The organism is Microbacterium sp. HSID17254, from assembly GCF_003989315.1.
Classification (GTDB): Bacteria; Actinomycetota; Actinomycetes; order Actinomycetales; family Microbacteriaceae; genus Microbacterium.
Genome location: NZ_RBLT01000025.1, coordinates 42,013 through 53,662, shown reverse-complemented (window position 1 = coordinate 53,662; position 11,650 = coordinate 42,013). Strand labels below are relative to the sequence as shown.

The 11,650-nt window shown below is 72.1% G+C and carries 11 protein-coding genes and 1 pseudogene; 8 read left to right on the top strand and 4 right to left on the bottom strand.

Annotated features, from left to right (window positions below):
• Together D8M34_RS13500 and D8M34_RS13495 are read right to left on the bottom strand one after the other, a co-directional pair.
• Positions 1 to 434, bottom strand: a pseudogene (locus D8M34_RS13500) (hypothetical protein); the annotation flags it as partial.
• Position 435: 1 nt separating this feature from the next.
• Positions 436 to 1,338: a MurR/RpiR family transcriptional regulator gene (locus tag D8M34_RS13495; RefSeq protein ID WP_085605640.1), complete on the bottom strand. Its 903-nt coding sequence runs from the start codon at positions 1,336 to 1,338 to the stop codon at positions 436 to 438.
• A gap of 165 nt (positions 1,339 to 1,503) precedes the next feature.
• On the opposite strand from D8M34_RS13495, the gene D8M34_RS13490 reads away from it, so the two are divergent.
• From D8M34_RS13490 to D8M34_RS13455, 8 genes are all read left to right on the top strand, one after another.
• On the top strand, positions 1,504 to 3,054 hold the full coding sequence (locus D8M34_RS13490; RefSeq protein WP_025104907.1) for an ABC transporter substrate-binding protein: 1,551 nt from the start codon (positions 1,504 to 1,506) through the stop codon (positions 3,052 to 3,054).
• Positions 3,055 to 3,121: 67 nt separating this feature from the next.
• Complete coding sequence (locus tag D8M34_RS13485) at positions 3,122 to 4,093, top strand: ABC transporter permease (protein WP_025104906.1); 972 nt, start codon at positions 3,122 to 3,124, stop codon at positions 4,091 to 4,093.
• Positions 4,090 to 4,977, top strand: a complete 888-nt coding sequence (locus D8M34_RS13480; protein WP_085605636.1) for an ABC transporter permease — start codon at positions 4,090 to 4,092, stop codon at positions 4,975 to 4,977. The genes D8M34_RS13485 and D8M34_RS13480 overlap by 4 nt, the downstream gene beginning before the upstream one ends.
• Positions 4,974 to 5,879 carry an N-acetylmuramic acid 6-phosphate etherase gene (gene murQ / locus D8M34_RS13475; RefSeq protein WP_085605635.1) on the top strand — a complete coding sequence of 302 codons (906 nt, stop codon included), beginning with the start codon at positions 4,974 to 4,976 and terminating at the stop codon, positions 5,877 to 5,879. The genes D8M34_RS13480 and murQ overlap by 4 nt, the downstream gene beginning before the upstream one ends.
• On the top strand, positions 5,879 to 7,069 hold the full coding sequence (locus tag D8M34_RS13470) for an anhydro-N-acetylmuramic acid kinase (RefSeq protein ID WP_126894248.1): 1,191 nt from the start codon (positions 5,879 to 5,881) through the stop codon (positions 7,067 to 7,069). Before murQ ends, D8M34_RS13470 begins: the two co-directional genes overlap by 1 nt.
• Positions 7,066 to 8,193 (top strand): enolase C-terminal domain-like protein, encoded by a 1,128-nt coding sequence (locus tag D8M34_RS13465; protein ID WP_126894247.1) that lies wholly within the window; start codon positions 7,066 to 7,068, stop codon positions 8,191 to 8,193. Before D8M34_RS13470 ends, D8M34_RS13465 begins: the two co-directional genes overlap by 4 nt.
• Entirely contained in the window at positions 8,190 to 9,269 is a 1,080-nt protein-coding gene (locus D8M34_RS13460; RefSeq protein WP_126894246.1) for a serine hydrolase domain-containing protein, read from the top strand. The genes D8M34_RS13465 and D8M34_RS13460 overlap by 4 nt, the downstream gene beginning before the upstream one ends.
• A complete protein-coding gene (locus D8M34_RS13455; RefSeq protein ID WP_126894245.1) occupies positions 9,266 to 10,897 on the top strand; it encodes an ABC transporter ATP-binding protein in 1,632 nt (543 codons plus the stop codon). The genes D8M34_RS13460 and D8M34_RS13455 overlap by 4 nt, the downstream gene beginning before the upstream one ends.
• Before the next feature lie 21 nt (positions 10,898 to 10,918).
• On the opposite strand, the gene D8M34_RS19290 is transcribed toward D8M34_RS13455, so the two are convergent.
• Both D8M34_RS19290 and D8M34_RS13450 read right to left on the bottom strand, forming a co-directional pair.
• On the bottom strand, positions 10,919 to 11,083 hold the full coding sequence (locus D8M34_RS19290; RefSeq protein ID WP_164498178.1) for a hypothetical protein: 165 nt from the start codon (positions 11,081 to 11,083) through the stop codon (positions 10,919 to 10,921).
• Positions 11,080 to 11,649: a YdeI/OmpD-associated family protein gene (locus tag D8M34_RS13450; protein WP_126894244.1), complete on the bottom strand. Its 570-nt coding sequence runs from the start codon at positions 11,647 to 11,649 to the stop codon at positions 11,080 to 11,082. Before D8M34_RS13450 ends, D8M34_RS19290 begins: the two co-directional genes overlap by 4 nt.
• Position 11,650 lies beyond the last annotated feature (1 nt).

Here is an 11,650-nt window from a genome sequence, read left to right as displayed (position 1 = left end):
ACCACGAGCGGTGTGACGGCGGCGCACACGGCGACCGTGCCCATCAGGGCGCTCAGCACCCCGGTCGCGCTCCCCGTGCTGGCGGCCTTGGCTGCCACGGAGCCCGCGGCCTCGACGAGACCGAACCCGAGCCCCGCGAGCGCGGCGGCCGCGATGAAGACGCCCGGATCCGTCGCGAGGGCGACACCGACGATGGCGGCCGCCTGGAGGAGGCTGCCCAGCACGAGCGTCGTCCGGGGAGGTCGGCGCACCAGGAGCGGGCCCGACAGCAGCACGCCCACGAGCAGTCCCGCGAAGAGGACGGGCACGGCGGCACTCAGGTCGGCATCCGTCGCGTGCTCTGCGGACGGAAGGACGGCCGGGACGAACGCCGCGGTCACGCCGAGGCCGCCGAACGCCGTGAACAGCCCGACGCGGAGTCGGCTCGCGCTCATCTCAGGCACCGCCCGCGCGCACGTGATGCACGGCGGCGAAGGTGTCGCGGAGGGCCTCCATCGAGCGATCGTAGTTGGACTGCGCGACCCCGATGAAGATGCAGTCGACGACCATGAGCTGGGCGATCCGGCTGCCCAGGGCCCCGGAGCGGAAGCCCGTCTCGCGCGCGGCGGTGGTCAGCACGATGTCGGCCTGACCGGCGAGCGGGGAGCCGGCATGGTTGGTGATGGCGATGGTCGTCGCGCCCGCCTGCCGGGCGAGCAGGAGGAACTCGATGGTGTCGGTCGTGGCGCCCGTGTGCGAGACGGCGATCGCGACGTTCCCCGGCCCGAGGGTGGCGGCCGAGGTCCAGGCGGCGTGCGGGTCGGACCACTCCAACGCCGTCCGCCCGATTCGGGTGAGCTTGCGCTGGAGGTCGAGCCCGACGATGGAGCTCGCCCCCACGCCGAAGATGTCCACCCGGGTGGAGGAGGTGATCGCCTCGACCGTGGCGCGGAGCGCGTCGGTGTCGAGCACCTTGGCGGTGTCGGCGAGGGAGAGCGTCTCGGCGAGCGACACCTTCGCGACGATGTCGGCGAGGGTGTCGTTGCGGTCGATGTCGCCGGACACGGCGGGGAGCGCGGCGGTGTCGAAGGTCTCGCGTTCGACCTCCCGCAGCACGTGGTTGCGCAGCTCGCGCACATGCTCGTACCCGAGACGCTTGCAGAACCGCACGACGGACGTGGTCGAGGTGTCGCAGCGGTGCGCGAGCTCGGCGACGGAGAGCCCGGCGGTTCCGGCGGGGTCGGCGAGGAACAGGTCGGCGATGCGCTGCTCGCTCGGACGGAGTTCTGGGCGCAGGGCGCGCATCCGCACGAGCACGAGATGGGTGCCGGCGTCGTCGCGAGCGGCATCGTGGGGCATGGGGTCTCCGATCGGTGTTCATAACACTAGAGGAACTTCTGTTACATGCGTAGATGCTTTCGTGTACTTTTGGTACTTACCCAGACCGACGATGTTCGCGGGGCATCAGGCAGCACCGCCTGATCCGAGCCAGGGCGACGCGGTCCCAGCCAGGAGGAAACAGCAATGAGCACAGCACGGTGGGCGTCTCTCGGCGCCCTCACCGCCACGGGCCTCGCCGCGGCGCTCGTCATCACCGGGTGTTCCGCACCGGCGTCGAACCCGTCCGACACCGGATCCGGATCCGCCGGCGGCGACCTGGTCATCGGCGTCACGAGCGATCCCGACACCCTCTTCCCGTGGAAGGCCACCCAGTTCCAGGCGGTCAACGTCCTGCAGAACCTGTACGGCACGCTGACCGAGTTCGACGAGGAGCTCAACGTCGTCCCCGGTCTCGCCGAGTCCTGGGACGTCTCCGAAGACGGCCTCACGGTCACCCTCCACCTCCGCGAGGGCGTCACGTTCGCGGACGGCAGCGCCTTCGACTCCGCCGACGTGAAGTACTCGCTGGACGCGATCGCCGATGAGGCGACCGCTGCCGTGGCCGCGAGCTCCCTCGCCTCGGTCGCCGCCGTCGAGGCCACCGACGAGAGCACCGTCACCCTCACCCTCAGTGCCCCCGATGCCGCGCTGCCCGCGAACCTCGCCGTCATCAACATGGCGATGCTCTCGTCGGACGACACCGAGGAGGCGCTCAACACCACCCCGAACGGCACCGGCCCGTTCGTGCTGGAGGACCGGAAGGCGAGCCAGTCGCTCACCCTCGCCAAGAACGAGGACTACTGGGGCGACACCGCGCTGCTCGACACCGTCGAGTTCCGCGTGATCCCCGACGAGTCGTCCATCGTCTCGGCGATGCAGTCCGGCAACGTGCAGCTGGCCGTGTTCGACGACCCGCTCGTCGCGCAGACGGCCGAGGGCGCGAACGTCGAGGTCGCCACCACCCCGCAGCTCAGCTACCACGCCCTGCAGCTGAACGCGCAGCGCGGCGACCTCGCCGACGTGAACGTGCGGCTCGCGATGCAGTGCGCGATCGACCGTCAGGAGGTGCTCGACACCGCCGCGCTCGGCGAGGGCGAGGTCACCGGTCCGATCACCTCTCCCGCGTTCAAGTCCGACCCCGACGCGCGCCCGTGCCCCGAGCGTGACCTCGACAAGGCGGCCGAGTACCTGAAGAAGGCCGGCAAGGAGGACGGCGTCACCGTCAAGACGATCGTGTCCCAGGGCGAGTACGCCACCTCCGTCAACGAGGCGCAGAACCTCAAGGCGCAGCTCGCCGACGCGAACATCACGCTCGACCTCGAGGTGCTCGAGTCCGGCGCGTTCGTGGACCGCTGGATCGCGGCCGACTTCGACGCCGCGGTCGCCCTCAACGGCGGACGCCCGGACCCGGACGGCATGTACGGCCGTTACTTCACCAGCACCGGCAACCTGAACCAGGTCGCGGGGTACTCCTCGCCCGAGCTCGACGCGCTCTTCGCCGAGGGACGCGAGACGGCCGACCCGGAGAAGCGCAAGGACATCTACGCGCAGGTCTCCGAGAACCTCGAGGACAACGCCGCCTGGATCTGGCTGTTCACCAGCTACACCTACACCGCGACGGCCTCGACCGTCGACGGCTTCACCCCGATGGCGAACGGCTCGCTGCAGTACCTGCGGACCACCTCCATCCAGTAGCGGAACGAGGGGGCGCGGACGTCCGCGCCCCCTCGGCTCCCCGACGACAGGCACCTCTCCCACGCGCATGTTCAGACAGCTCCTCCGCAACAGCGTGCTGCGACGCATCCTCGCAGCCCTCGGCACCCTCTTCGGCGTCGCCGTCTTCGTCTTCCTGATGCTGCGCGCCATCCCCGGCGACCAGATCAGCTCCGGCCTCGGCACCGAGGCGGCCGCGCTCACTCCGGCGCAGCGTGCCGCGCTCGAGGCGTACTACGGTCTCGACCAGCCGCTCGTCGTGCAGTTCTTCTCCTGGCTCGGCAACATCTTCACCGGCAACCTCGGCTTCTCCTCTCGGGCGCAGACCAGCGTGCTCGAGCTCACCGCCGCCGCGCTGCCGGTCACCTTCGAGCTCGCGATCTTCTCGATCGTCATCGCGCTCGCCATCGGCATCCCGCTCGGCATGCTGTCCGCCTCGAAGCCCGACTCGTTCCGTGACGGCGTCGGTCAGGTCGTCGGCCTCGCCGGCCTCTCGATCCCCGCGTTCCTGCTCGGCACGGCGCTGCTGGCGATCCTCGCGCAGTCCCTCGGCTTCAACCCGAACGGCCAGGGCTACGCGCGGCTCTTCGACGACCCCGCTCTGAACCTCCAGCAGATGCTCCTGCCGTCGATCGTGCTCGGCTTCGGCATCGCCGCGCCGATCATGCGCACCACGCGCACCGCGGTCCTGGAGATCCGTGCCAACGACTTCATCCGCACCGCGAAGGCCAAGGGCGTGCCGCCCCGCCGCCTTCAGGTGCGCCATGTGCTGGGCAACGCGCTGGTCCCCATCGTCACCATGACCGGTCTGCAGTTCGGCTACCTGCTGGGCGGTGCGGTCGTGGTGGAGCAGATCTTCTCGCTCCCCGGCATCGGCCGCCAGGTGCTGCTCGGCATCCAGCAGAAGGAGTACGCGCTCGTGCAGAGCACCGTCCTGGTGATCGCGCTCGCCTTCGTCATCGTCAACCTGCTCACCGACCTGCTCTACCGGGTCATCGATCCCCGGGTGCGTGCCGCATGACCGACATCTCTCAGACCCCGGCCCTCGCTCCCGGCGGCGGGCGCACCATGGAGCGCGTGCGTCTCCTGCTGCGCAGCCGCAGCGGTCTCGCCGGCCTCATCATCGTCGTCCTGCTCGCGGTGCTGAGCCTCGTCTCGGCGTTCGGCCTGCTGCCGTTCGACCCGCTCGCGCAGGACCCGCCGTCCCGGCTGCAGCCGCCGTCCGCGGTGCACTGGTTCGGCACCGACCAGTTCGGCCGCGACGTGTTCTCGCGGGTGGCAGCCGGTGTCGCCAACTCGGCGCTCATCTCCGTGGTCGCCGTGGCGTTCGCGACCGTGGTCGGCACGGTCTGCGGACTCATCGCCGGTTTCTACCGCGGCTTCTCCGACGGGGCGATCACGGCGGTCACCAACGTGCTGTTCGCGTTCCCGCCGCTGCTGCTCGCCCTGTCGCTCGCCTCGGTGTTCGACCGCAACTGGTTCACGATCGCCGTGGCCATCGCGATCGTCTACGTGCCGATCTTCATCCGCGTGACCCGCGGCCCCGTGCTGTCGCTGCGCGAGGTGGAGTACGTCAAGGCGGCCAAGAGCACGGGGCAGAGCCGCATGGCGACCATGTTCCGCCACGTCCTGCCGAACATCACCTCGATCATCATCGTGCAGGTCACGCTCTCCCTCTCGTGGGCGGTGCTCACGGAGGCGTCGCTGAGCTTCCTCGGACTCGGGACTCCGCCGCCCGCGCCCTCGCTCGGCTCCATGATCTTCGAGGCGCGGACCCTCGTGACCATCGCCCCGTGGACGATGATCGCCCCCGGCGTGGTCGTCGTGCTCCTCGTCGTCGGCCTGAACCTGCTGGGCGACGGGCTGCGCGACAGCCTCGACCCGCGGAACCGGGGCAAGCGATGATCGCGGAAGACCTCGGCGCCCTCGCCACCGAGGCGAGCGACCCCCGGTACGCCCGCCTCGATCAGATGAGCGTGGCCGAGCTCGCGCAGACCATGAACGAGGCCGACGCCACCGTGCCCGCGGCCGTGCAGCGCGCCCTCCCGCAGATCGTCCCGGCGATCGAGCAGACGGCCGCGCGCATGGCGCAGGGCGGACGCCTGGTCTACGTCGGCGCAGGCACCCCCGGACGCATCGGCGTGCTCGACGCCTCCGAGTGCCCGCCCACGTTCAGCACCCCGCCGGAGCTGGTGTTCGCGATCATGGCCGGCGGTCCCGGCGCGATCGTGAACCCCGTCGAAGGCGCGGAGGACGACGCGGAGGCGGGTGCCGCGGCCATCGACGCCGCGGACATCGGCCCGCTCGACACCGTGATCGGCATCGCCTCCAGCGGCCGCACGCCGTACGTGGTCGCCGCCGTCCGACGGGCGCGGGAGCGCGGGGCGCTCAGCGTGGGCCTGTCCTGCAACACCGGCACCGCGCTGAGCGCGGTCGCCGAGCACGGCATCGAGGTCGAGGTCGGCCCCGAGGTGCTCGCCGGCTCCACGCGCCTCAAGTCCGGCACGGCGCAGAAGCTCGTCCTGAACATGTTCTCGACCATCGCGATGGTCCGGAACGGCAAGGCCTACGGCAACCTGATGGTCGACGTGAAGGCCACGAACCACAAGCTCCGCGAGCGCGCGATCCGCATGGTGCGGACGATCGCCGACGTCGATCGCGACACGGCGGCCGCCGCGCTGGAGAGCGCAGGGTGGGATGTGAAGCTCGCCACGATCATGATCCGCCGCGGGGAGGACCTCGCCGCGGCCACCGACCGACTCGCGGCGGCCGACGGCCGTCTGCGCACCGCACTGGAGGAGAACTGATGCGCGTCCTGGGACTGATCTCCGGCACCTCGCACGACGGGATCGACGCCGCCGTCGTCGACTTCGCTACCAACGGGGGATTCACGGCGCACGGCGTCGACCTTCGGGGCACGGTGCTCGCGTCCACGAGCGTCCCCTACGATCCCGCGCTGCGGGCACGCCTCATCGCCGCGCTCCCTCCGGCGCAGACCACCCTGGCCGAGGTGGCCGAGCTCGACACCCTCATCGGGCAGGCGTTCGCCGATGTCGCGGCCGAGGTCGCGGCCGAGGTCGGCGGCGTCGACGCGGTGTGCTCGCACGGCCAGACCGTCTACCACTGGGTCGACGGCGCCCACGCCCTCGGCACCCTCCAGATCGGGCAGCCCGCCTGGATCGCCGAGAAGGTCGGTGTGCCCGTCGTCTCCGACATCCGTATCCGCGACATCACCGCGGGCGGCCACGGCGCTCCGCTCGTGTCGTTCCTCGACGAGCTGCTGCTCCGTGGCCGCGCCGGCGTCTCGGCGGCGCTCAATCTCGGCGGCATCTCCAACATGACCGTCGTCCGCCCGGACGGCCTCGTCGCCTACGACATCGGCCCCGCGAACGCCCTGGTCGACGCGGTCATCGTCGCGCACGACCTCAACCCGCTCGGCTATGACGACGATGCGGCGATCGCCCGGACCGGACGGATCGACCAGGCGCTGCTGGACGCCATGCTCGCGGACCCGTACTACGCCCTCACCCCGCCGAAGAGCACGGGCAAGGAGCACTTCCACCTCGCCTACGTGCAGGAGCACCTCGCGGCGCAGGGACGTGAGATCGCGGTCGCCGACGTCGTGCGCACGCTCACCGAGCTCACGGTCCGCACGGTCGCCCGCGACGTCGAGGCCGCCGGGATCGGCTTCCTCGCGGTGTCCGGCGGCGGCTGCCGCAACCCGCTGATCCTGGACGGGCTGCGGACCGCGCTGCCGCAGACCGAGGTCGTCCTGGCCGACGAGCTCGGCGCCCCCGCCGACAGCAAGGAGGCCATCCTCCTCGCGCTCATCGGCTGGTCGACCCTGCACGGCGTCCCCGCCATCGTCCCCGGCGGGACCGGGGCGCGCGAGCCGCGCATCCTCGGCACGATCACGCCCGGCGCCGGTCCGCTGCAGATGCCAGAGCCGGTGGCGGCCATCGACTCCCTCGCCCTCACGGAGGCGGCGGGATCGTGACCGTCGTCGAGCGGATGCGCGTGCTGCGGGTGCCTTCGCCCCTGGCGCGTCCCTTCGTCACGGCCGTCCGTCGCACGGACCACCTCGATGTCGTGCTCGTGGAGGTGACCGACGCCGACGGCCGCCGCGGATACGGGGAGGCCGCGACGAGCTGGCGTGTCACGGGGGAGAGCCCGGAGAGCGTGACGGCCGTGGTCGCCGGTCCCTTCGCCGACGCCGTGCTCGGGCGCTCCGTCGACGACCCCGGGCTGCCGGACGCCCTCGCCGCGGCGGCCTGGGGCAACGCCGCTGCTCGCAGTGCGGTGGCCTGCGGGGTCGCCGATCTCGCCGCGCAGCACCGGGACGAGCCGCTCGCGCAGACGCTCGCCCCGCACGCAGACGCGCCCGCGCGCATCCGTACCGACATGACGCTGTCGGTGGCGGAGCCGGCCGCACTGGCCGCGACCGCCGTCGAGCATGCGGCGGCGGGATTCCGCTGCCTCAAGATCAAGGCGTCCCGCGAATACGACACGGTCGCGGGTCTCCTGGCCGTCCGCTCCGCCGTCGGTGCCGACATCACCCTGCGCGTGGACGCGAACCAGGCGTGGGACGCCGAGACCGCGATCCGCGTCATCCGGGCGGCGGAGGACGCCGGTCTCGGACTCGAACTCGTCGAGCAGCCCGTCGCCGCGCGCGACCTCGATGCGCTGGCCGTGGTGACCGCCGCCGTCGACACGCCGATCATGGCGGACGAGTCGGTCCGCACCGCGCAGGATGTCCGCGACATCGCCGCGCGCGCAGCCGCCGGGCTCGTGAACGTCAAGCTCGCCAAGACCGGCGGGCTCCGCGAGGCGCTCGCGTGCGTGCAGGCCGCCCGTTCCGCCGGACTCGGCGTCATCGTCGGCTGCATGATGGAGTCGCACGTCGGGGTGGCCGCCGCCGCGCACCTCGCCGCCGCCATCGCTCCGGACGTCGTGCACGACCTCGACGCGGCATCGTGGCTGCGCCGGTCGCCGGTGACCGGAGGGCTGACCGCCGACGCGGAGTGGCTCACCCTCGCCGCGGCGGCGGGACTGGGGATCACCGGGATCGCCCCCGATGCCGAGGTGCTGCTCGACCGCTCCCGGACCGGAGCTCTCGTATGAGCGCCGCCGAGGCGATCGCCGCAGTCCTCGCCGGGCCGACCGCGCCGCGCGGAGCCGTCGCCGGTGTCGCCACCCGCATGGGCCGGGACACGGCCGCCGGCGGCCTCGCCGATCTCGCGGGGACGCCGGTCACGACGGACACGGCGTTCGACCTCGCCTCGGTCACCAAGGTCGCCGCCACCACCACCGCGATCCTCCGGCTGGTCTCCCGGGGCGACCTCCGGTTCGACGATCCGGTGGACCGCTTCGTCCCCGGAACCGCCTGCGCCCCCGGGACGACCGTGCGGCACCTGCTCCTGCACCGGGCGGGGCTCTGGGAGTGGCAGCCGCTCTACCTCGACGGTACGAACGACGGCGCGGCCGCCGCCGACACTCTCCCGCTCCGCTACGGCGTGGACGAAGGACGGCACTATTCCGACCTGGGCTTCCTGATCCTCGGACGGATCATCGCCGCCGCGACCGGCCTCCCCCTCGACGCCGCCGTGCGCGAGCTCGTGACCGGGCCCCTCGGTCTCACGCGCACGGGCTACGGGCCCGTCTCCGGTCCGGTCGCGTCATCCGCGGGCGACGGGGATGCCGCCGAGCGACGCATGGTCGCCACCGGCACGCCCTACCCGATCCTCACCTCTCGCCGGCACTTCCCCTGGCGTGAGGGGGAGATCACCGGGGTCGCCAACGACGGCAACTGCTTCCACGCCCTGCACGGCGTCTCCGGGCACGCCGGCCTGTTCGGCACGGTCGACGAGCTGCTGACCCTCGGCGTCGCGCTCGCCGCCCCCGAGACGCACCCCGAGCTGTGGGACCCGGCGCTCGTGACCGAGCTGTTCCGCGACGGCCCCGACCCCGGGCAGGCCCTCGGCTGGCGCAGCGACACCGTGACGGCGGACGGGCGCTCGACCCGGGTGCTCTGGCATCCCGGCTACACCGGATGCGCGCTGGGCGTGGTCCCCGCCACCGGAACCGCCGTCGTCCTCCTCGCGAACCGGCTGTTCGCCGACGAGATCGCCCCCACCGAGACCCTGTGGCGCGCAGCGCTGCCCGCACTCCTGGACCCCGAAGGAACGAGTACCCCATGAGCACCACTCCGCCCGTGCTGAGCATCGACGGCCTCGCGGTCGCCTTCCGGACCGGCTCCGAGCTGGTCACCGCCATCAGCGACATCTCGATCGACATCGCCGCCGGGGAGACGGTCGCCGTGGTCGGCGAGTCCGGCTCCGGGAAGTCCACCACGGCGGCCGCGGTCAACCGCCTGCTGCCGGAGAACGGCGTCATCACGGCGGGCAGCATCCGCTTCGACGGCCGCGAGCTCACCGACCTCCCCGAGAACGCGATGGTGTCGCTCCGCGGGGCCGGCATCGGCCTCGTGCCGCAGGATCCGATGTCGAACCTCAACCCCCTCCTGCGCGTGGGTGAGCAGATCGGGGAGGCGCTCGAGGTCCACGGGTACACGAGCGGCGACGCGACGAAGGCCCGTGTGGTCGAGCTGCTGGAGATGGTCGGGATCCCCGACGCCGCCCGCCGCGCGACCCAGTACCCGCACGAGTTCTCCGGGGGCATGCGGCAGCGGGTGCTCATCGCGATGGGGCTCGCCTGCAAGCCGCGGCTGCTCATCGCCGACGAGCCCACGTCGGCGCTCGACGTCACGGTGCAGCGGCGGATCCTCGACCAGCTCGACCAGCTGACCGACGAGCTGGGCACCGCGGTGTTCCTCATCACCCACGACCTCGCCCTCGCCGCCGAGCGCGCCGACCGGATCGTCGTGATGTTCCGTGGCCACGTCGTCGAGGAGGGGACATCGGCGGAGGTGCTCGGGAACCCGCAGCACGAGTACACCCGGCAGCTGCTCGCCGCCGCACCGAGCCTCGCGTCCCGCCGCGACGCCCTGCCTGCGCGCGAGGTCGCCGCCGACGCCGTGCCCTTCGTCGAGATCCGGGACCTGCGCAAGGAGTTCCCGCTCCGGAACGCGAAGGCCGGGGAGCCGCAGACCTTCACGGCGGTCGACGGCGTGAGCTTCTCGATCCGTCGCGGCACGACCGTGTCCATCGTGGGCGAGTCGGGCTCGGGCAAGTCCACGACGGCGAACATGGTGCTCGGTCTCGAGGACGCGACCTCGGGGTCCATCCTCTTCGACGGCACCGACCTCACGACCCTCCGCCGCACGGAGCTGTTCGCGCTGCGCCGTCGCGTGCAGCCCGTGTTCCAGAACCCCTACGCCTCGCTCGACCCGCGCTACACGGTCGAGCAGTCGATCGCCGAGCCGCTGCGCGTACACCGGATCGGCACCGCCGCTTCCCGGCACGCCCGCGTCCTGGAGCTCCTGGAGCAGGTCGCCCTGCCCGCGGCCATGGCCGAGCGGCTGCCGCACGAGCTCTCCGGCGGACAGCGGCAGCGCGTCGCGATCGCCCGCGCCCTGGCCCTGGAGCCCGAGCTCGTCGTGCTGGACGAGGCGGTCTCCGCGCTCGACGTGCTGGTGCAGGCGCAGATCCTCGATCTCCTCGCCGACCTGCAGAAGCGCCTCGGGCTCAGCTACCTCTTCATCAGCCACGACCTGGCCGTCGTGCGCATGATCTCCGACGAGGTGCACGTGATGCAGCGCGGCGTCGTGGTCGAGAGCGGCACCCCGGAGAGCATCTTCGACACGCCGCAGCATCCGTACACCCGGGAGCTGCTCGCCGCGATCCCCGGGGCGTCGCTCGCCTCCTGAGACCTCCCGGCGGCCGTCGGCTCAGCGCCGGCGGTCGTCGTCGTCCCAGGGGCCTTCCCACCAGCCGGCACGGCCGTCGTCCTCGCCGCCGCGGCGGCGGGAGCGCACGAACTGCACCACGAACACGACCAGCGACGTGAGCATGATGAGGAACAGGACGAGGAACAGCAGGTCGCTCTGGTTCATGGACGCTTCCCCTCCGCGGCATCCGCCACGATCTTCGCGATGCGCGCGGCCCTGGTCTCCGGCCGCTTTGCCATCGCGATGTGCGTGAGGCCGAACTTCTTCACCGACTTCGGGAACGCATCCCAGTTCCCCCTCGCCGCGGGCACCGCGTCGAGGGCGGCCGTGAGCTCGGGCGGCTCGATGCCGGCCTCGGGGCCGTCGAGCACGGTCCACGAACCGTTCGCCTTCGCCGTCTCCAGCGCTCGGATGCCGGCGGGGGCGAGGAGCCCCGCGGCCTCCAGCTCCGCGATGCGGGCCTTGTTCGTCGCCGCCCAGCCGCTCCCCGGGCGTCGAGGGGAGAACCACTGGCCACCGGTCTCGTCGTCGAACGTGCGCACCGGGCCGTCGATCCACCCGAAGCACAGCGCCTGCCGGACGGCGTCCTCGTAGCCGACGCCGGTGGCGGATCGCCCGCGCACGCTCAGCAGCCACACCCCGGCCGTGCGTTCGTGGTTCGCCTCGAGCCAGGCGCGCCAGGCCGCGGCGTCCGCCGCCGTGACCCGCTCGCCGTCGTCGAGGGCGCCCACG

What these genes read in the sequence shown, in the direction of transcription:
- D8M34_RS13495 (WP_085605640.1), bottom strand. Translation starts at nt 1,338, where the DNA reads ATGCCCCACGATGCCGCTCGCGACGACGCCGGCACCCATCTCGTGCTC.
- D8M34_RS13490 (WP_025104907.1), top strand. Translation starts at nt 1,504, where the DNA reads ATGAGCACAGCACGGTGGGCGTCTCTCGGCGCCCTCACCGCCACGGGC.
- D8M34_RS13485 (WP_025104906.1), top strand. Translation starts at nt 3,122, where the DNA reads ATGTTCAGACAGCTCCTCCGCAACAGCGTGCTGCGACGCATCCTCGCA.
- D8M34_RS13480 (WP_085605636.1), top strand. Translation starts at nt 4,090, where the DNA reads ATGACCGACATCTCTCAGACCCCGGCCCTCGCTCCCGGCGGCGGGCGC.
- murQ (WP_085605635.1), top strand. Translation starts at nt 4,974, where the DNA reads ATGATCGCGGAAGACCTCGGCGCCCTCGCCACCGAGGCGAGCGACCCC.
- D8M34_RS13470 (WP_126894248.1), top strand. Translation starts at nt 5,879, where the DNA reads ATGCGCGTCCTGGGACTGATCTCCGGCACCTCGCACGACGGGATCGAC.
- D8M34_RS13460 (WP_126894246.1), top strand. Translation starts at nt 8,190, where the DNA reads ATGAGCGCCGCCGAGGCGATCGCCGCAGTCCTCGCCGGGCCGACCGCG.
- D8M34_RS13455 (WP_126894245.1), top strand. Translation starts at nt 9,266, where the DNA reads ATGAGCACCACTCCGCCCGTGCTGAGCATCGACGGCCTCGCGGTCGCC.
- D8M34_RS19290 (WP_164498178.1), bottom strand. Translation starts at nt 11,083, where the DNA reads ATGAACCAGAGCGACCTGCTGTTCCTCGTCCTGTTCCTCATCATGCTC.